This is a genomic window from Kribbella sp. NBC_01245, from assembly GCF_036226525.1.
GTDB lineage: Bacteria > Actinomycetota > Actinomycetes > Propionibacteriales > Kribbellaceae > Kribbella.
Genome location: NZ_CP108487.1, coordinates 8,543,831 through 8,563,822, shown reverse-complemented (window position 1 = coordinate 8,563,822; position 19,992 = coordinate 8,543,831). Strand labels below are relative to the sequence as shown.

Here is a 19,992-nt window from a genome sequence, read left to right as displayed (position 1 = left end):
GTGGAGCACGCGAGTAGCGGCTGTCCGTGACGATAGGGCAAAAAGTTCCGCCACTGCCAGTAGTTAGGTGAGTTTTTTCCGTTAGTTCGCCTGAAGAGCGCGGGCCTTTTCGCCTGGGTCGAAAGGCCAGGCGCCTGGGTCGAAATGCTCAGGCCACTACTTCGCCGCGCAGGATGATCCGGCGTGGATGCGCGAGGACCTTCGCATCCAGCCGCGGATCGGCGTCGTACACGACCATATCGGCCGGGGAGTCCACTGCCAGGTCACCGGGAAAGCCCAGCCACTCCCTGGCGGCCCAGGAACCGGCGGCGACGGCTTGGGCGGCAGTCATACCGATGGTGGTGAGTTCGGCGATCTCCGCGGCGACCAGGCCGTGTGAGAGCACTCCCCCGGCGTCGGTTCCGGCGAAGACCGGCACGCCCGCCTCGACGGCCGCCCGCAGGGTCGGGATGCGCCGGTCGAACAGCTGCCGCATATGGGCCGCGTAGTCCGGGAATTTCGCTTCGGCCTGGTCGGCGTACATCGGGAAGCTTTCGAGCTGCAGCAGGGTCGGCACCAGCGCCGTACCGTTCGCGGCCATCAGGTCGATCAGGTCCGGCGAGATGCCGGTGCCGTGCTCGATGCAGTCGATCCCGGCCGCGAGCAGATCCGGCATCGCGTGCTCGCCGAAGACGTGCGCGGTGACCCGGGCGCCGAGCTCGTGGGCCCGGGCGATCGCGGCGTTCAGGGCCTCGGCCGGCCAGCACGGCGTCAGGTCACCCGCGTCGCGGTCGATCCAGTCGCCGACGAGTTTGACCCAGCCGTCGCTGCGACGGGCCTCCTGTTCGACGTACTCGACGAGCTCGTGCGGCTCGATCTCCCAGCCGTAGTTGCGGATGTAGCGCTTCGAGCGGGCGATGTGCCGGCCGGCGCGAATGATCTTCGGCAGGTCGGGCCGGTCGTCGATCCAGCGGGTGTCGGCGGGCGATCCCGCGTCCCGCAGCAGCAGCCCGCCGATGGCCCGGTCCTGGAGCGCCTGCTGCTCCTGGGTCTCGGCATCGACGGCGCCGTGCTGGTCGAGCCCGATATGGCAATGGGCGTCGACCAGCCCGGGCAGGATCCAGCCGCCCTCGCTCACGGTGGTGATGTCGGCACCACTACCGGCGGCGGGCCGGTCGATGACCAGCCCGCCGCTGAGGTAGAGCTCTTGCTGTTCGCCAGAAGGCAGAACCACACCGGTCAGCCTGACTACTGAGGTCATGCCCTGACCGTAACCGGTTTGATGACTAGTGATCGAGTGGCTCGTGGCCGCCGGCCGGTGCGGGAGCCGCCCCCGGTGCGCCGTACGCCTCGGTCCCCGCGCTCTGCGGGCATGGGCTCGGGTCGTTCTCGGTGGTGGACGTGCCTGCCGGGCACGGCGAGGTGGACGTCGGGGTCGGCGTTTCGGACGCGGGCGTCCGGGTCGGCGTCGGGTCGTCGGTCGGGTTCGCTGTGGGGGTGGTGGTCGGGGTCGGCGTCGGCGTCGGAGTCGGCGTCGGGGTGGGAGTCGGCGTCGGGGTCGGCGTCGGCTTGGTCGGCCTGACCGTCGGCATCGTCGGCGTCACCGTCGGCGTGTGCGTGGGCCGGGTCGGGCGGAGCGTGGTCTGAATCGGATCCGGCGTGACCGGCGACGTCGTCGGCAACGGGCTCGTCGGCGAGGTGCTCGGCTTGCCCGGCGTCGGCTTCGTGGTCTGGTTGCCCTTGTCGTCGTCGTCCTCGATCTCAGGCACCTTGGTGGGGTCGATCTTGCGCTCGGCGTTACCGGCTCGCTTGGCCTTCGGCACCTCGCCCGACTTGTTCGGGATCAGCACGGCCGAGCGGCTGTACACGCGCATCCAGCGCAGCACGGTGGCGACGAAGTCCTTGGAGTGGTGATACCTCAACAGGGACTTCACCAGGTCGTGCGGGTTCTTCAGATCGTCGTTCTCGGAGCAGAGGTAGATCGCGACCGCGGTGACGGCGTCGTACACGTTGTTGGGGTTGTCGAACCCGTCGCCGTTGCCGTCGACGCCGTACTCTTCCCAGACGGTGGGGATGATCTGCATCGGGCCGACGGCCCGGTCGTAGAAGGTGTCGCGGTCGAACCGGCCTTTGTCGGTGTCGAGCACGAGCGGGGTGCCGGCCTTGCCGGTCAGCACCGGGCCGAGGATGCGGCCACGGGTGGTGCCGGCGATGTCGACCCGGCCGCCGGACGCGTGCCCGGACTCGACCTTGCCGATCCCGGCCAGCAACGGCCAGGTGAGCCCACAGTTGGGGCGGATCACACCGAGGTTGGCGGTGGCACGGCGGTAGGCGGGGAAGACCCCGCGAGGGATTCCGTTGATCGCGTCGGGACGGCCGGGGCGAACAACGGAACGGCCATCGGTGGCGCCCTGGACGGGGACGTCAGCTCGAGCCGGTTTGTCAGATCCAATCCTGCCGTCCACTCCGGGACGTTGCGGGACGACCATGGTCAGTTCGTCGAACTCACCGCTGTTGAGCCCGGCACCGGGTGAAGGGGCGACCGGACGATCGACCGAGAGCAGACCGGTCGGACCGGACCCTCCCGAGGCGACTGTCACGACCGCGCCCACGAGGAGCGGTGCCACACACAACGAAGCGATGATTATTTTGACCCGACGGTTTCCACTACGGGTTAGGCGCATAGAACCACCAACGAACCAGGCGCCAGAAAGTTACCTGAAATCGACGTTAAGTTACCTGAGGCGATAGCTCAATCTCGGTAAGCGAAGATCCCCAGGCACACAACGTACGCCGTCCGTGGGCGGATCGTCACATTGCGTTCCGAAAGTTGTCTCAAAAAATGGGCACGGCGGTTTCCACGGCCTGCGGATGCATAGCGGTGGGGTTATGACCGAAAGGTCAGGAGCCGGCCTGCGGTGCCTCGTCCGGAGTGGGTCCGCCAGTACGCGTTGCGTCGGCACCCGAGCTCGCCGGCGTACATGTCGGCGTCGTGGTCGGGGAAGTCGTCGGAGTGACCGTCGGACTCGGGTCCGCCGTCGGCGTGGCGCAAGGAGGCTCCGTCGTCGAGGGCTCATCACTCGGCGTGGTGGTCGGAGTGACACTCGGCGTGGTGGTCGGCGTCGTAGTGGGCGTCGTGGTGGGCGTCGTGGTGGGCGTCGTGGTCGGGGTGACACTCGGTGTGACGCTCGGCGTCGGACTCCCGTCCGGCGACTTGGTCGGCGACGGCGAGGTCGGGCGCGGCATCGAGATCGTCGGCATCGTGGGCTTCGGCGACGGTGGCGGCGGAGTCAGGCTCGGGTGGATCGTGGTCGGCCGGGTCGACGGCGGGATGATCGGCGCGGTCGTCTTCGACGGTGAGGGCGTCGGCGCCGGGGTCGTCACGGTCTGCGTCACCGAGACGGTCACGACGATCGGCGTCTTGTCGTCCACCACCGGCGGCTTCTCGTCGCGCTCGGCGTTGCCTTCCTTGTCCACGGTCGGCGGCGGCACGTAGCCCTCGCGGTCGGGCACCTCAACGCCGGCCGTGCTGTACGTCTGCATCCAGCGCAGCACGGTGGACACGTAGTCCATCGAGTGGTTATAGCGCAGTACGGCGGCGACGAGCCCGCGTGGATCCTTCAAATTGGCGCCACCGGAGCACAGGTACTCCCCCGCGGCGCGCGCGGCGTCGTAGATGTTGTGCGGGTTCTTCACGGTGTCGCCGTTACCGTCGGCGCCGAACATCGCCCAGGTGCCGGGGATGAACTGCATCGGGCCGACCGCGCGGTCCCACTGGGTGTTGCCGTCGAACTTGCCCTGATCGGTGTCCTTGATCGCGGCCATACCCGGCCCACCGTCGAGCAGCGGCCCGAGGATCTCGCCACGCGTCGTACCAGTCGCGTCGACCCGGCCACCGCTCGCGTGCGCCGATTCGACCTTGCCGATCCCGGCCAGCAGGGGCCAGGTGATCCCGCAATTCGGCTGGGCGGCGGTGATGTCCTGCGCGACCTTTTGGTAGGCGGGCAGCACGCTGCTCGGAATACCCGCGACGCTGCCCGGCAGCGCCGTACCCAGGTCTGTCCTGCCATCGACCGTGCCGGTGATCGGAATCTCGACCTGCGACGGCTTCTCGGTCCCGAGCTGTCCGTTGGCGCCCGGGGACGGGTCCACGTCCTTGGCCAGGTCGTCGAAGACGGAGTCCTGACGCGCCCCGGCGGCGAGAGCGGCGCTGTCGACGATGAACAGGTTGGACGGACCGCCACTACCCGCGACGACCACGCCCACCATGGCGAGCGGAGGCGCGACCCAGATCCAGGTGGCGGTGACTTTCCCACGCCAGCTGTCGGTGCCGCTCAGTTTGTGCCTCACTACCGCCTCACGTCCCCCGCAGTTGCCGATCGTGCTTCGGGCGCAAGGTCGATCTTAACCGCCGGCTTCGTTCTGACAACCGGTTCGGCGTGGTCCGAAATGTCACCGCCCGTGACATCGACCGGTAACTCGCGCATAGGAGTGGCTAGTTCTTGGAGCCCCCGCCGCCGAGCAGGCCCTTCAGCTCGTCGGGCAGTTCGAAGTCGCCGCCGGCGCCCGCGCCACCGCCGAACGCAGCCGGCAACTCGCCCGGCCGGACTGGCTGGGGCGCACCAGCGGCCGGGTTGCCGCGCTTGGCCGGGTTACCCGAACCACGCTTGGCCTTGCCCTTCTTGGCCTGCTGCTTGGCCTTCTTGCCCGCACCCATACCGGGCATTCCCGGCATCCCCGGCATCCCGGGCATGCCCTTGCCGGAGGCCATCGCGGACATCATCTTGCGGGCCTCGAAGAAGCGCTCGACCAGACCGCTGACGGCGGCGACCTCGACCCCCGAACCCTTCGCGATCCGGGCCCGGCGCGAACCGTTGATGATGGTCGGATCGGTCCGCTCGGCGGGCGTCATCGAGTGGATGACGGCCTCGATCCGGTCGATCTCGCGCTCGTCGAAGTTCTCCAGCTGGTCCTTGAACTGGGCCGCGCCGGGCAGCATGCCGAAGATCTTGGTCAGCGGACCCATCTTGCGCACGGACTGCATCTGGGCGAGGAAGTCGTCCAGGGTGAAGTCCTTGCCGCCCTTCTTCTGCAGCTTGGCGGCGGTCTTGGCCGCCTCCTCCGCGTCGAAGCTCTGCTCGGCCTTCTCGATCAGGCTCAGTACGTCGCCCATGCCGAGGATGCGCGAGGCCATCCGGTCGGGGTGGAAGACGTCGAAGTCCTCGAGCTTCTCGCCGTTCGACGCGAACATCACCTGGCGGCCGGTGATCTGCGCGATCGACAGCGCGGCACCACCGCGGGCGTCGCCGTCCAGCTTGGACAGCACCACGCCGTCGAAGCCGACTCCGTCGAGGAAGGCCTGCGCGGTGACGACCGCGTCCTGACCGATCATCGCGTCAACGACGAACAGGATCTCGTCGGGGTTGACCGCGTCCCGGATGTCGGCGGCCTGCTTCATCAGCTCGTCATCGACACCGAGACGGCCGGCGGTGTCGACGATGACCACGCTGTGCTGCTTGGTCCGCGCCTCCTCCATCGCCTGCCGCGCGACCGCGACCGGATCGCCGACGCCGTTACCGGCCTCGGGAGCGAACACCGGCACACCGGCCCGCTCACCGACGACCTGGAGCTGGGTCACCGCGTTCGGCCGCTGCAGGTCGGCCGCCACCAGCAGCGGCGTCTGGTGCTTGCTCTCCTTCATCCACTTGGCGAGCTTTCCGGCCAGGGTGGTCTTACCCGCACCCTGCAGACCGGCCAGCATGATCACCGTCGGCGGCCGCTTGGCGAACCGGATCTCCCGGGTCTCACCACCGAGAATCCGGACCAGCTCGTCGTTGACGATCTTGATCACCTGCTGCGCCGGGTTCAGCCCGCCGCGCACCTCGGACCCCGCGGCCCGCTCCTTCACCGCCGCGATGAAGTCCTTGACCACCGGCAGCGCGACATCCGCCTCCAGCAACGCGATCCGGATCTCCCGGGTGGTCGCGTCAATATCGGCGTCGGTCAGCTTGCCCTTGCCACGAAGATTCTTGAACGTGGCCGAAAGCCGATCAGAAAGCGTGTCGAACACGTGTGATCCGTTCCAGTCGAGGTGCCCCATGCAACCCCGCGAGTCTACCGGCCCTCGTGGACGCCTCAGAATCCGAACGAGTTGTGGGGCTCTGGGTCGGTACGGAACATCCGTGCGAGCTTCGCAACCGCGTCGCCGGTCAACGGGTGAATATGTCCGGCTTGGGCCAGATCGTGAGCCGACATTCCGCCGAGGTACAGCGAGCTGAGCGCCTGGATATCGATGACGAGATCGGCCGGGCCGGTCACCCGCGAAACCTTCGCCGCTGGTCCATCTGTTTGAAGGCGCCAGGTGCCGACATTGGCGGGGCACATCGCGTCGTCTTCGATGGTGAAGGTGATGTCGCCGGGCACTTCGTAGGCTCGACCTTCAAGCGCTGCCTGGACATCGAGGATGCGTGCCCACAGGTTGTCGGACTGGCGAGTGACCCGGAAGGCGCGCGGATTGGTCAGCATCCACCTCAACGGCTCGTCTCGCGGTCGAGCAGGCGCGATGACCGTCTGGGTGAGGTCGAAGTCGAGCAGCAGCGCCCACATCGCACGGTAGGCAGCCGCGTTGGTGGCCTCGAACGCCTCGACGATCAGCGAGCCGGCCTGCTCAACAGTCCTGGACCAAGGCAGGCGGTAATGGGCGATGCCGTCCACCGTGCCGTCCGAGCCGCGGTGGATCAGGTAGCGCAGAGGTCCGTCGGTGCCTGACGACGCATCGGTGAGTCCGTCCCAACGTCCTGCCAGCGGAGAGAGCTCGCCAACCCGAGTCGCACGTACGGCGCGATGGAGCGCGGGCCACGCGGCTTTGGCAGCTTCCGCATCAGCCAGCTCCAGGGAACCTTCGTCAGGCTCTGCCGGTTGCAGGGCCGCCTCGCTACGCCGGATCTCCCACCGGGTGCGGAAGGTGGCCGGCGAGAAACCGAACCGGCCATAGATGCTGCCCTCACTCGCGCTGAGCATGGCGAGCGGAACGCCACGCTGCAGCGCGGCATCGAACATCGCTTGCATCATCCGACGCAGCAGACCTCGGCGGCGAAAGGTGGCGATGACGCCCGTCCCGGTGACACCGGCCATCGGCAGCGGACGCCCCCCGGGCACCGTCACCTCGAACGACAGCATGGCCGAGGCACCCACAACCTTGCCGTCGACAATGGCCGCAACCGGATGGAACGCGGCATCAGCCAGATCGGCGTCAGCCCATTCCTCGAGCTGCTCGGCCGTAGCGGGCGGCCGTGGCGGCGGCCAAGGCTCCGGCCCGCCATGCCACGCCGCCGGTGCCGGCTCCCAACTGGGCAACCCATTGGCATACGGCAGTGCCCGGTAATAGCCGGCCATCTCAGCCCGCACCGGCGTCCGAATCTCGATCTCCACGCCCCATCCCTACACGACCGTCCCCCCACCCCGCACTCAGATTTCAGCGGCCCCTGTGGATAAGCCCAGGACGCCCTCTCTGGCCCGATAAAGTCTCCATCAGGAGGTCCAGATGCGACTGATGGAATTCAACCATCGCTACTCGGCGGCCAAGGACGAGCTCCGCGATAACGGCGGTGCTGGGCTGGCTGCGGCGCAAGCGGATCTGCGTGCCTTACTACCGCAATTGCCGACTGAGCGGGATCGCGCCGTGGCGTCGGCACTGATCGATGGCTTACCCGCGGCCATCGTGCCGCCGCCTCCCCCTAGCGCTCTGTACCTGGAGGCGTTGGAGATCGAGCGTGCCGCCTTTGCGTTCGCCGGCAGTAACGAAGACCGGGCTGCGGCGATCGCTGAGGCGCGCCGCCGGATCTGGGAGATCGCCGATCGGGCCGCCCCCGACGAGAGCTCGAACATTCGCGCTCTGACGCGGCCGCTGGAACACATTGAGGAGAGTCTGACCGACCCACAATGGGACTTCGCCGACCCACCGAAGCCCCCGCAGAACTGATGTCGACCGGGCGCCCGGTCAGCCGGGATTCCGACGTCTACCGAGAGTTCGAGCGGCTCTATCGAGCAGCGCGTGAATTGCAGCCGAGCGACCTCGACCGGTGGAACGGCGATCTGGAAACCGTCGACGGGAAATGGGGTGGCCTCGCGCCGGATGGCACGATGCGGCTCAACGAGCAGCTCGTTCTGAACCATCTCGACCCACAGCGCCCGTCGGCCGCGCAAGCCAGTGCGCTGACGACGGTCTACCACGAGGCGCTACACGGGCGCGTGCCGATCGACGCACCTCTAGAACCGAACGCATTCCGGGGTCGAGAGTCGAAGGCCCTCAACGAAGGACTCACCGAGTACGCCGCGGTGCGGGACACCGACATCTTCGCCGCCAGCACAGGCTATGGCCACGTAACCCCGAATGCGCCCGAGTATCCAGCCGCCCACGCCGCAACGCGGGACCTTCTGAACTACGCGGCCAACTCCCCCACCGAACGAAACGCCCTCGTTGATCGGGCGCTGGCACAGCCGGTGGTGATGCGATGGGACGTCATTGCAGATCACATCGTCCGGACTCGTCTCGACGGCGTCGTACCGGCCGATCCCGCGCACCAGCAAGCGGCCCGTGCCGAGTTGGTGAACGCAATGGCGAACAACTCATGGCACACCCTCGAAGAGGTCAACTATTCGAGCATCGGCGAGGCGGCGGCCACGTCCAGTATCGAGGCCTCCAATCAGGCGATCGGCCGCATCGAACAGCATTACCAGCAGTTCCCCAACCATCCATATCCCTCAGCCTCGCCAAACCCGGCCGCACTCCAGGCGCCCAGCCAAGGGATCGCCCCTACGAGCGGCCAATCGATCAGCCAAGCGGCCGGTCCGCAGGTCAACGGCGAACAGGAGCGACGGTTTGCGTCGCCCGAGATGCGGGCGCCCTTTGCGGGCCAAGCTCCAGCCGCGGGCGCCGTACAAACCGCACCCAAGCTGGGCAACGGCTCGCGCGCCCAAACCGGGCCAGCCGGTCCGACCAAATCCCTCGGCCCCCGCGACCCAACCGACCGCGGCCGCGACTGACGCCCGGCGCGCTGGGCGGGACCCGCTGGACGGGCCAGGGCTGTGGATAAACGGGCACGGCTGCGCTGGGGAGCGGATAGGGTTTCGGGTATGGGCGATCAGATCAGCGTTGCTGAGTTCAATCACGCCCACAACCGGGCACGTGAACAGGTCCGCAAGAACGCCGGGGCGACCATCGAGTCCGATCAACGGAATCTCCGCGAACTCGCCGAGCGGTTGCCGGCCAAGAACCACCGCTGGGCAAACAGCCTCATCGACGATCTACCGAAGGCCGCGATCCCACCGCCGCCCCCCGGGCCATTGTTCATGGAGGCGTCGGCGATCCAGGGCGTCGCCTTTGCCGCGCAAGGCACCGCGGAGGAGAAGCTGGCGATCATCTCCGACGCCATGCGACAGATCTGGGAGATCGCCGAGCGCGCCCCCGCCAAGGAGGCAGCCAACATCCGCGGCCTGTCGAGGGTTCTGGAACATCTCGAGAACGAACTGCGTGATCCGACCTGGCCGGAGCCTCCGGCACAGGGCACTTAATACCGAGCGGCCGTACGCGGCGACAGCGCCCAACCCGGCCGCAGCACAGGCAACCACCAAAGCGAGCGGCCAGGGGATGAGCCAACCGACCGGCCAGCAGCGCCAGTTCGCGTCACCCGAGATGCGTGCCGCCTTCGCCGGCCAGCTCCCGCCGCGGGCGCCGTACAAGCCGCACCCAAACCAGGCAACGGCTCGCGCGCCCAAACCGGCCCAGCCGGTCCCAACACACCTACGTGCTGGTGAAAGAACGCGTCCGGGCAGCTGGCGGTGTTGGCGTCGAGGCCGCGCAGGCAGAGCTTTCGCAGCTGTTGCCCTCGATCGCCGACGACCACGACCGCCGGATCGCTCAGACCCTCATTGATGGCTTTCCCAGCCGTACGGCGCCTCCGGCCCCGCCGACCGAGCTCTACTCGAAAGCGGTGCGAATCCTCGAGTCGGCCGATCGCCCGGGGCATCCCCTCGAACAGCGCGTAGTGGCGATCGAGGGAGCACATCGCGCCATCTGGGCACTGGCCGATGGCGCTCCCGATAGGGTTCGGCGTATGGGTGAGCAGATCAGCGTTGCCGAGTTCAATGTGGCGTTCTCGGACGCGCGCGCCCGGGTGCGGAAGAACGCGGGTGCGACTCTTGCCGAGGAGCAGCGCGCGCTGACGGATCTTGCCGGCCGGTTGGCTGAGCAGAAGGACCGGGATTGGGCTCATCGCCTGGTGGCGAAGCTCGCCCGCAGCGCCACCCCACCGCCCGCGCCTGGGCCGTTCCTAGCTGAGGCTATTGCGGTGGAGAAGACCGCGCATGTGTCCGGCAGCCGCGAGGAGCGGATCGCCGCGATCGCCGACGCACGCCGCAAGATCCTCGAGATCGCCGGTCGGGCCCCCACTGAAGAGGCAGCACACATCGTCGGTCTGACCCGCACACTCGACCACCTCGAGGAAGCACTGGACGACCCGTTCTGGGAACTCGGCGACCCGCCCGCTGTGAGTTCCTGAGATGGCGAGTGACCCGGGTCAGCGCGTAGATCCGAACTCCCCGGCCTACAAGGAGTTCGTCCGGCTTTACGACATCGCCCGGGAGCTGCAGCCATCCGATACCGATCGATGGAACCGCGAGCTGTACGCGACGACTCACGGCCCGATGGGTTCGTTCGACCCGAAGTCCGGTGCCATCCGGCTGTCCCAGGAGAACGTCCTTGACCATCTGAATGGTCCCGGCAGCACTGGATCTCCCGCACATCAGGCCCAGGCATTGGCCACGGTCCTGCACGAAACGAGCCACGCCCGCGCCGAGGTCGACGCACCCAACGAACCGAACGCGCATCGAGCGTTCGCGTCCAAATCGCTCGACGAGGGACTCACCGAGCACCGGACTGTGCTTGACCTCGACGCTTTCGCTGACGCCGCCGGCTACGACCAAGTGGAGCTGGACCAGCCCGCGTACGGCGCTGCTGTCGAAGCGACAGGTCAGCTACTCGACTATGCCGCGGGCCCGGATGGAAACCCCGATGCGCTGGCCCGGCGAGCCGTCGACCAACCCGTGGTGATGCGCTGGGACAGCATCGCCGACGAAGTGGTCCGCAACAAGCTGGGCGATGTCGTACCACCGGATCCCCAGCATCAGCAGGCCGCACGGGCCGAACTGGTCAACGCGATGGCGCACGGAAACTGGGCCGGCCTGCACGAAGCCCGTGAGACGAGCATGGGCGAGGAAGTCGGCCGAACCAGCGTCGAGCGCATGGACCAGGCTGTGGACAGGATCCAGCAGCATTATCGCGATTCGCCAGCTCAGCCGTACCCAGCGACAGCGCCGAATCCCCATGCCGCCGCGAACCTCGACGCACCACAGAATCGGCTCGAGGCGTCGGCACCCGAGGCTGCTGAGCGGGGGCAGGGTGAGCCGGGGCCGGTTGATCTGACGAAGTTGCCGCCGCCTGCTGCGGCTGCTCGGTTGGAGGGACCGGCGGCGGCACCTGCGCAGGTGCAGGGCAATGGGCAGGCGGCTCAGCCGATGTCGGTGCAGCAAGGGCAGGTCGCGCCGACTGGGAACGCGCCGGCGCAGGCGGGGCAAGGGACGACGGGTGGGCAAGGGTCCGTTGCGGGGCAAGGGACCGTGGCGGCGGGGCATGGGGCGCAGGGGCGGGATGTGCCGCCGGAGTTGCGGGCGGCGTTTGCGGGGCAGGCGCCTGCGGCGGGGGCGGTGCAGAGTGTGCCGAAGCTTGGGGATGGGTCGCGTGGGAGTTCGGGGGCTCAGACTGGCGCGAATCGTTCGGTCGGGCCGCGTACTGAGCCGATTGGACGCGACCGGGATTGATCGTCAGCGACCACTGAGGCTGAACGGTTGGCCCTGCGGGTTCAGTCGCGGCTGACGGCGGATGAAGCGAGGAGCGTGGGATGCGGGAGCTGGTTGTGGTTGATGCGCCTACGAATCTGGGGCTGCGGCCGCCTGCGGATCGGACTGTACCGGGGTGTTACAAGTTGGCGGGGGCGTTGCGGGACAACGGGATCGTCCGGAGGATCGGGGCGGAAGACGGCGGGTACGTCGTACCGCCGCGTTATGACCGCGGCGACTGGCAGCCCGGGGATGGCGTGTTCAACGCGGGCGCGATCGCGGCGTACAGCCGGAAGGTGGCGGATCGGGTCCAGCCGTTGATGGAGGACGGGAAGTTCGTGGTGTTGCTGGGGGGCGAGTGCAGTTTGCTACTCGGGCCGGCCCTGGCGTTGAAGCGGCGTGGGCGGTTTGGGGTGGCGTATCTCGATGGGCATTCGGATTTTCGGCATGTCGGCAATAGCCCGTACGTCGGGGCCGCGGGTGGTGAGGCGCTCGCCCTGGTGACCGGGCGTGGGCAGGCCGATCTCGTTGACCTGGAAGGGCTCGCGCCGTACGTGCGGGATGAAGACGCCGTCTCGCTCGGGATCCGGGATGACGACGAGGACTACGACGAGATGGTTGCCGCCGGCATCGTCGTACACCGTGCTCGCGAGATCATCGACGACCCTGGCAAGGCTGCCGCGTCAGCGCTTGCGAGGTTGGAGCAGCTTGACGGGTTCTGGGTGCACCTTGATGTGGACATTCTCGACGCCGAGGTGATGCCGGCCGTCGACAGCCCGGACCCGGGCGGGCTCGACTATGACCAGTTGGTCGCGCTGCTCCGCCCGCTGGTCCATTCATCCCAGTGCGTCGGCATCGATATCGGCATCTTCGACCCCGACCTCGATCCCGATGGCCGGCTCGCAACCGAGCTCACGGACACCCTGGTCGCTGCCCTGCAATGAGCCGAAGCGGGCCCCACCACCCGGCGAAGCCCGCTTCAGGTGAACGGACGGATCAGCTGAAGGACACCGGGATGTAGACGTCGCCGGTGCGGTCGCTGGCGGCGAAGTGGTCGCGGCGGGTCACGATGGCGCAGGTGACGTCCGGGTTGCCGCAGTCGAGACCGCTGGCGGCCTCCTTGACGTAGATCTGCGCGGTGAAGGTCCCGTTGGCCGCAATCGGCACGGCCGCGCTGCCACCGAGCGGCGAGTTCGTCACCCAGGCCGACGGGCCGACGCCCGTGCTGCCCTGGCCGTCGCCACCCGCACACGGGCTGGGCTTGGTGCCATAGCTGTAGTCGGACGGCACAGCGCACAGTGCCACGTAGTACCCCTGCGACGGGTTGTACCCGCTACCCGTGACAGTGATGGTCGATCCCGCCTTGGGCAGCCCGGTCGCGTTGGACGCCGACAGAGTCTTACCAAGGTTCGTGGCGCTGCCAGGCGCGGCCGAGGCCGGTCCGGCGATACCCGCGGCCAGTAACACCGCGGCAGAGCCGATCAGAGCAGATCGACGAAGGATTTTGGTCATAGGGCGGAAGTCCTCTCCTCAGGAAGAAACTTAGGTAAGGCTACCCTAAGAACATCGCCTGAGAGTCACTCCCAAACAGTCGGTACGCCGTGGGGTGCCGCCGCGCCGAGGATCCTCCGCTCCCCCGTCGGCCACACCTGAGCCGTCACGAGGAACTCGTGCGGCGAAGATGGCGTACGACGAGCCGGCTCCATCGACAAATGCGCGACCGGCGCCAACGCGCTGGCACGAGCGCCAAGCCGCTCGATCGCCGCGACCCCCGCCGCCCGATCCTCCACCGACAAGTACTGCCACATCACCGAATGCCAGACCACGGTCAGGAACCCGTCAGCCGGCTCGACAGCACGCAAAAAGGAGACCGCGTCCTCGCGCCGAACATCGGCCGGCACCAGGCGAGCCACGTCAAGCGCTCCCCGCAGCCGGGCAAGCCGAACGGTCATATCGGGCCAGACGTACGACATCAACGTGAGCCGCCCGTCCTCGCTCAACGCGTCCACCGGCGCGATGTCACTACCGACCCGCTCGGCAATCCGCACTTCAACGGACGGCAACGTACGACCGGCCCACGCGTCCGCGATCCGCACGGGACTGTCCATCGAGCCGTACGACGAACCGTCGGCCAGGTCGTACCGGTAATGGTCGGCCCGCAAGTTCAACCCCGCACTGGACCCGATCTCGAAAAGCCGAACCGGTAGGTCGCCGGCCAGTTGCAGCAAGCCGCCGTACAGCGCGGCAGCCCGGCCGACCTCGTTCGTCTGCGGCGGCTGGTTCAGCAGCGAGCGCAGTTCCGAACCACGCGAGCGCAGCACCTGCTCGAACGCCTCCCAACCGAGCACCGGGTCCCACTCGCCACCCACGCTCGGGTAGAACGCCGCCAACTCGGGCACCTCCCCCGCGAGCACCAACCGGTGCACGCTGCCGAGCAGGCGCAGCGCCAACGCCGACGGGCCCGGGTCGTTCTCGTGACCGGCCAGAACGGCAGTCGACGCACCACCGACCTCGTAGTCGTCGACCAACTTGCGCAACAACTCGCCGTACAGGGGTGAACCCAGCTCGTCACAAGCCCGCGCCTGGGTCCGGAAAGTCTCGAGGATCTTCACCCCCTGACTTTATTTCACCCGTCGATACTCCCGAGGGCGCCGAACGACAACCGGTCCAGCACGGTCTTGACCAGGATCCGCGAATCCTCGTCCTCCAGCGGAGAACCGTCCGCGTCGGTGAGGTAAAACACGTCCACGCAATCCGCGCCAAGCGTGCTGGCATGGGCAGAACGGACGTCCGCACCAGCGGCCGCGATCGCCGAGGTCACGTCGTATAGCAGGGCCGGGCGGTCGTGAGCCCGCACCTGCAGCACAGTGGCCGTTTCGGATGCCCCCGGCAACAAGTCGACCCGGCTCGGCTGGTGGCGTCCCAACTCCCGGGCAGGCGAGTCCCGGGCCGTCAGGCGTCGTACGAGATCAGTGTCGTCCCGAAGCGCCACTGCCAGTCGATCCCGCAACCGGACCGGGTCAGGCGCTGAACCCGACACAGACCACTGCGAAATCCCCAGCCCCTCAGAAGAAGTTATGACCGCCGAACGCACTGCAAGTCGCTCCACCGCCATAACCCCGGCCACAGTCGCCAGTGAGCCCACCTGATCCGGTACGGCGACTACAACTCGCAAGTCGCCGTGTTGATCCGATACGGCGACACCGATCTCTCCGATGCCCGCAACCTGGTGTAGCGACGGGATCGGGATAGGCGGCGCATCGGTCCACAGAGACGCGCCTCCCCCGGCAAGCTCGGCACGGACGCGTCGAGCCAGTTCACCGACCAGCCGCATCCGCCAAGGGGAAGCGGCAGCCGGACCGGCCGCACGCGCGTCGGCGTACGTGAGCGCCTCAAGCAGGTCCAACGTGTCCGTGTCGCCAACGATCCCTGCGATCAGGTCAACCGTCATCGGGTCGTCCAAGTCGCGCCTGGTCGCCACCTGCGACAGCGTGAGGTGCTGCCGCACAAGCAACGCGACAGCCGCCACGTCAGCCTCGTTGAAGCCAAGCCGTCTACAAACCTTCTCGGCGATCACGGCACCAGTAACGCTGTGGTCGCCCTCAACCCCCTTACCGAGGTCGTGAACGAGTGCGGCCACGAAGAGCAGGTCCGGCCGACGTACGTCGCGCACTAGCCGGGATGCCTCGACACAGGTCTCCAGGAGATGCCGATCGACCGTGTAGCGATGTACGGCGGACTGAGGCGGGCGGAACCGCACGGCGTCCCACTCGGGCAAAATGCGAGAGATGTAGCCGGACTGGTCCAACGCCTCCCAGACCTCCAGCAAGCCTTCCCCAGCACCGAGGGCTGCGCAGAAGAGCCTGCGGGCCTCCCCCGGCCAAGGGGTCGGCAGGTCGATCGCATGCCGGGCCAAACGCCCGCAGACCGCCGGGGACAACACCAACCCGCGATCGGCGGCTACAGCGGCCGCACGCAGACCAATGACCGCATCCCGCTCGGGACGCGCGTCAGGCATCAGTACGACTTCACCCTCGTGCTGCCCGACACCTTCATCCAGTGCCAGCAGTAGCGGCCCGCCACCAGTACGACGACGCCTAGGTCGCGAAGGCTTCGCCGCAAGGCTTTCGACGCGACGCCAAGACACGTCGCACACATGCGCGAGAGCCCGGCCGGTCGCGTACACGTGCCGCAGCAACGCCTCACGATCGGGCATACCCATACCGCGGGCCACGTCGGCCGCAACGTCCGCTACCAGGCGATCGGTGGCACGACCCGCCACTGCGTGCAGCTCATCCCGTACGTCCAGCAGGTCGCGCCGGGCGCGTTCCACCACCGGATGCGGGACATCGATCAACCACGACGCCACCAAGGCCCGAAGCACCACGGCGTCCCGCAGACCGCCGTACGCCTCCTTGAGGTCAGGCTCGGCCAAGTGCGCGACCTCGCCGACATTGCTGGCGCGATCGCGGCAAGCCTCGGCAAGTGCCGGTAGCCGCTTCTTCGCCGTACGGCGCCAGTCGGCCATCAGGACCGACCGAAGTTCCAGTGTGAGGTGTGAGTCGCCGGCGACGTGCCGGGCGTCCAGCAGTCCCAGCGCGACGCGGATGTCGTCAGCGGCCGCTGCACGGGCCTCCGCGATCGTCCGCACGCTGTGGTCGAGCCTGGTCCGCGAATCCCACAGCGGATACCAGATCTGGGCGGCGAGTTCGTCCACCCGGGGATAGTCGTCGACGTGCACCAGCATCACGTCGAGATCGCTGTACGGGGAGAGCTCCTCCCGGCCGTAACCGCCGACCGCGACCAGGGCGACGCCCTCGGCCGGAAGACCGAGGGCGTCGCAGGCCTTGGAGAGGAGCAGGTACAGCAGCGCGTCGGCCTCCTCGGCCCGCACGCGCCGCTGTTCTGCTCGTTCCGTCATCAAAGGGCCGACATCTAGAGGGCGTCTCCGTCACGCTCGCCGGTACGGACCCGGATGATCGTCTCGACCGGGGTGACCCAGGCCTTGCCGTCACCGATCTTGCCGGTCTGCGCGGCCTTCACCACGACGTCCAGCACCTCGGCGGCGTCGCCGTCCTCGACCACGACCTCGAGCCGGACCTTCGGGACCAGGTCCACCTCGTACTCGGCGCCGCGGTAGACCTCGGTGTGGCCCTTCTGCCGGCCGTAGCCGCTGGCCTCGGTCACCGTCATACCGGTCACACCGAACGTCTCGAGCGCCGCCCGGACGTCGTCCAGCTTGTGCGGCTTCACCACCGCGGTGATGAGCTTCATGCGTTCGCCTCTTCCTTGTCAGTGGACTCGTCCGCCACAGTCTCCGCCTTGGGCTCGACCGCACGGCCCAGGTGGCTACGGATACCGCCGCCACCGGAGGTGAACTCGTACGCCGTCTCGGCGTGCTCGACCTGGTCGATACCGGTGACCTCGTCGTCCTCCTTGAGCCGGAAGCCGATGGTGAGATCGATGACCTTGGCCAGGATGAAGGCGACCACGAAGCTGTAGACACCGACGATCAGGTTGGCCAGCGCCTGCTTGCCGAGCTGGCCCGCACCGCCGCCGTAGAAGAGGCCGTCGACCGCGGCCGGAGCGGCCGCACTGCCGAGGAAGCCGATTCCGAGCGAGCCGACCAGACCGCCGACCAGGTGCACGCCGACCACGTCGAGCGAGTCGTCGAAGCCGAGCTTGTACTTCAGCGAGACCGCGAAGGCGCAGATCGCACCGGCGACCAGGCCGAGGAAGATCGCGCCGATCGGCGTCACCGCGGCACAGGCCGGGGTGATGGCGACCAGACCGGCGATCGCGCCGGAGGCCAGACCCAGCGTGGTGGCGCGGCCGTGCCGGATACGCTCGACGATGAGCCAGCCGATCACCGCGGCGGCCGTGGCCACCTGGGTGTTCACGAACGTGATGGCCGCGGTCGAACCCGCGCTCAGCGCCGAACCGGCGTTGAAGCCGAACCAGCCGAACCACAGCAGACCGGCACCGAGCAGCACCAGCGGCAGGCTGTGCGGACGCATCGGGTCCTTGCGCCAGCCGATCCGGCGTCCCAGCACGATCGCCAGGGCCAGGGCTGCCGCACCGGCGTTCACGTGCACCGCCGTACCACCGGCGAAGTCGAGCGCCTTGATACCGGCACCGATGAAGCCGCCGCCACCGTCGGCGTCGAAGAACCACACCGAGTGCGCGACCGGGAAGTAGACCAGGCTGGTCCACAGCGCCACGAAAACGATCCAGCCGCGGAACGTCGCCCGGTCGGCGATGGCACCTGAGATCAGCGCCGGCGTGATGATGGCGAACATCAGCTGGAAGGCCACGAAGGCGAGGCTCGGAATGGCATGCCCCTCGGCACCGGTGACGGACTCCGGAGCCAGTAGCCCCTTCAGCCCGACGGCCGAGAAGTTGCCGATCACCCCGCCGTTGTCACCACCGAATGTCAGAGAGTAGCCGACCACCACCCAGAGAATTGTGACGACGGCGATGGTGATGGCACTCATCATCATCATGTTCAGCACGCTCTTCACGCGCACCATGCCGCCGTAGAAGAAAGCCAGGCCTGGTGTCATCAGGAACACCAGCGCAGCACTGATCAAAACCCAGGCGGTATCGCCGGCGTTGATCTCCATCGTGGTCCCTTCGTCGATCACGAACCGGGCCGTCGTCCTCATCGGTCGCTCCACTACACCGGGGAGCCCGCGTGCGGCCACATGGCAAACGTTGGCGTCGAGCCGTTTCAACCGATCGCGGCATTTGTTTCGCGGATGTGACAAACCGGCCCGCCAGGTGACATCCGGATGACGGATCGGCCGCCGGGTGGCACTCTTGCTCCACCACACGGCCGCAGCCGCGCCACTGCGACCGTCCGAGCCGAGAGCAGTCGAAATGGAGACGAACAACGGGGAACGGCCACGTCGTGGCCGCCCGCGGGATCCCGAGGCGGAACCGCGGATTCGCAGGCACGCCATCCAATTGTTGCTGGAGCGCGGTTTCGACGGCATGACCGTCGACGACGTGGCCGAGGCGGCCGGGGTGGGCAAGGCGACGATCTACCGTCGCTGGGCCAGCAAGGAGGAACTCGCGCACGATGCGATGACCGAGGTCTTCAGCATCGAGGTGCCCGATCCGGATACCGGCTCGATCGCCGGCGACCTGACCCAGGTCTATGCCGATGCGGTCGTTTTCGCCAGCAGTAAAGAGGGTTTGGCCCTGATCAGGCTCGCTATCAGCGAGATCAACCGGGACGAGCTGACGGCCGCGTTGTACCGCCGCTTCCTGCAGCACCGGATCGACCTGACCGCCGCGGCCGTCGATCGGGCCCGGTCCCGGGGTGAGGCCATCCGGCCCGACGCGGACATCTCCGTGATGGTCCAGTGGCTCGCCGGTGTGCTGATCATGCGGGCCCTCACCGGTGAGCCGATGCCAGGTGTCGAGGACGTCGACGCCCTGGTCCGGATGACCCTGTTCGGCATTTGCGGGGACGCGGCAACTACTGTGCGAGACCGAACAACAGCAGAGAGATAATCGCGGCCACCACGAGCGCTACTGCCGCCCAGTAGCCAGTACGACGCCTGCGCCGGCCGAGCGCCGCTCCGGCCGCCCAGGCGTCGTCCGCGAGACCAGGTGAGAGGACTCCGTCCACCGCCTCGGCCAGCATCAACTGGACATCCTGGATCCGACTGGACGACGTACCGAGCTCTGCCTGCAGTTTGCTCAGAGCGCCCTGCAGCTGTTCCCGCACGGCCATGTGGGACATCTCGAGCAGATTGCCGACCTCAACCACTGTGAGTTCTTCATACGCGACTAGTACGACTACTGCGCGTTGCACCGGGCTGAGCTGGCCGAGCGCGCTCAGGACCGCCCCCTGCTCACTGGCCGGTTCCTTGCTCCAGGGCAACCTGCGCCGGGCAATCCGCTCGTAGAGCAGCCGAAGCGTGTAGGCGTCCGGGTCATCCACCCGTCCCCACCGCATCGCCAAGCGGGCAAACGCCGCCCGCAAAGCCGAACCGGCCTTGACCGGGTCCAGACAAACCAGTGTCGCCCCACGCAGCCACCGTTCCTGCCGGGTGTCTACGTAGACCGCGAACTCCTGGTCGACGTATTCGCGCATCGTCCCTCCCGCCG

18 protein-coding genes are annotated in these 19,992 nt (G+C 67.8%); 7 read left to right on the top strand and 11 right to left on the bottom strand.

Translation table 11 applies throughout. The annotated features are described in order from the left end of the window. Positions 1-148 precede the first annotated feature (148 nt). The 5 genes from OG394_RS39450 to OG394_RS39430 form a co-directional block, all read right to left on the bottom strand. Positions 149-1,240: an amidohydrolase family protein gene (locus tag OG394_RS39450; RefSeq protein WP_328992484.1), complete on the bottom strand. Its 1,092-nt coding sequence runs from the start codon at positions 1,238-1,240 to the stop codon at positions 149-151. Positions 1,241-1,265: 25 nt separating this feature from the next. Continuing rightward, positions 1,266-2,579 (bottom strand): lytic transglycosylase domain-containing protein, encoded by a 1,314-nt coding sequence (locus OG394_RS39445; RefSeq protein ID WP_328992483.1) that lies wholly within the window; start codon positions 2,577-2,579, stop codon positions 1,266-1,268. A gap of 301 nt (positions 2,580-2,880) precedes the next feature. Continuing rightward, complete coding sequence (locus tag OG394_RS39440; RefSeq protein WP_328992482.1) at positions 2,881-4,329, bottom strand: lytic transglycosylase domain-containing protein; 1,449 nt, start codon at positions 4,327-4,329, stop codon at positions 2,881-2,883. A 145-nt stretch (positions 4,330-4,474) separates the two neighbouring features. Continuing rightward, a complete protein-coding gene (gene ffh / locus OG394_RS39435; protein ID WP_328992481.1) occupies positions 4,475-6,049 on the bottom strand; it encodes a signal recognition particle protein in 1,575 nt (524 codons plus the stop codon). Positions 6,050-6,114: 65 nt separating this feature from the next. Continuing rightward, positions 6,115-7,410 (bottom strand): GNAT family N-acetyltransferase, encoded by a 1,296-nt coding sequence (locus OG394_RS39430; protein ID WP_328992479.1) that lies wholly within the window; start codon positions 7,408-7,410, stop codon positions 6,115-6,117. A 112-nt stretch (positions 7,411-7,522) separates the two neighbouring features. Between OG394_RS39430 and OG394_RS39425 the strand changes: the two genes are divergently transcribed. From OG394_RS39425 to OG394_RS39400, 6 genes are all read left to right on the top strand, one after another. Beyond that, positions 7,523-7,960 carry a hypothetical protein gene (locus tag OG394_RS39425; protein ID WP_328992477.1) on the top strand — a complete coding sequence of 146 codons (438 nt, stop codon included), beginning with the start codon at positions 7,523-7,525 and terminating at the stop codon, positions 7,958-7,960. Further along, on the top strand, positions 7,960-9,024 hold the full coding sequence (locus OG394_RS39420; RefSeq protein ID WP_328992476.1) for a hypothetical protein: 1,065 nt from the start codon (positions 7,960-7,962) through the stop codon (positions 9,022-9,024). Before OG394_RS39425 ends, OG394_RS39420 begins: the two co-directional genes overlap by 1 nt. 90 nt (positions 9,025-9,114) lie before the next feature. Continuing rightward, positions 9,115-9,552 carry a hypothetical protein gene (locus tag OG394_RS39415; RefSeq protein WP_328992475.1) on the top strand — a complete coding sequence of 146 codons (438 nt, stop codon included), beginning with the start codon at positions 9,115-9,117 and terminating at the stop codon, positions 9,550-9,552. 233 nt (positions 9,553-9,785) lie between these two features. Continuing rightward, positions 9,786-10,538, top strand: coding sequence for a hypothetical protein (locus OG394_RS39410; protein ID WP_328992474.1), 753 nt, complete (start codon positions 9,786-9,788; stop codon positions 10,536-10,538). A gap of 1 nt (position 10,539) precedes the next feature. Then, positions 10,540-11,856, top strand: a complete 1,317-nt coding sequence (locus tag OG394_RS39405; protein WP_328992473.1) for a hypothetical protein — start codon at positions 10,540-10,542, stop codon at positions 11,854-11,856. A gap of 80 nt (positions 11,857-11,936) precedes the next feature. Then, the gene (locus OG394_RS39400; RefSeq protein ID WP_328992472.1) at positions 11,937-12,818 is read left to right on the top strand and encodes an arginase family protein; all 882 of its coding nucleotides are present in this window, start codon (positions 11,937-11,939) and stop codon (positions 12,816-12,818) included. A 52-nt stretch (positions 12,819-12,870) separates the two neighbouring features. Here the strand turns inward: OG394_RS39400 and OG394_RS39395 are convergent, their stop codons facing one another. From OG394_RS39395 to OG394_RS39375, 5 genes are all read right to left on the bottom strand, one after another. Beyond that, positions 12,871-13,386, bottom strand: a complete 516-nt coding sequence (locus OG394_RS39395) for a hypothetical protein (protein ID WP_328992471.1) — start codon at positions 13,384-13,386, stop codon at positions 12,871-12,873. A gap of 65 nt (positions 13,387-13,451) precedes the next feature. Continuing rightward, positions 13,452-14,486, bottom strand: coding sequence for a DUF2332 domain-containing protein (locus OG394_RS39390; protein WP_328992470.1), 1,035 nt, complete (start codon positions 14,484-14,486; stop codon positions 13,452-13,454). 14 nt (positions 14,487-14,500) lie between these two features. Further along, positions 14,501-16,795 (bottom strand): [protein-PII] uridylyltransferase, encoded by a 2,295-nt coding sequence (locus OG394_RS39385; RefSeq protein ID WP_328992469.1) that lies wholly within the window; start codon positions 16,793-16,795, stop codon positions 14,501-14,503. Positions 16,796-16,809: 14 nt separating this feature from the next. Beyond that, a complete protein-coding gene (locus OG394_RS39380) occupies positions 16,810-17,148 on the bottom strand; it encodes a P-II family nitrogen regulator (protein WP_328992467.1) in 339 nt (112 codons plus the stop codon). Next, positions 17,145-18,539 carry an ammonium transporter gene (locus OG394_RS39375; RefSeq protein WP_328992466.1) on the bottom strand — a complete coding sequence of 465 codons (1,395 nt, stop codon included), beginning with the start codon at positions 18,537-18,539 and terminating at the stop codon, positions 17,145-17,147. The genes OG394_RS39380 and OG394_RS39375 overlap by 4 nt, the downstream gene beginning before the upstream one ends. A 214-nt stretch (positions 18,540-18,753) precedes the next feature. On the opposite strand from OG394_RS39375, the gene OG394_RS39370 reads away from it, so the two are divergent. Continuing rightward, positions 18,754-19,392, top strand: a complete 639-nt coding sequence (locus OG394_RS39370; protein ID WP_328992465.1) for a TetR/AcrR family transcriptional regulator — start codon at positions 18,754-18,756, stop codon at positions 19,390-19,392. Here OG394_RS39370 and OG394_RS39365 read toward each other — a convergent pair. Further along, the gene (locus OG394_RS39365; RefSeq protein WP_328992464.1) at positions 19,358-19,978 is read right to left on the bottom strand and encodes a sigma factor-like helix-turn-helix DNA-binding protein; all 621 of its coding nucleotides are present in this window, start codon (positions 19,976-19,978) and stop codon (positions 19,358-19,360) included. The genes OG394_RS39370 and OG394_RS39365 overlap by 35 nt on opposite strands. Positions 19,979-19,992: the final 14 nt, after the last annotated feature.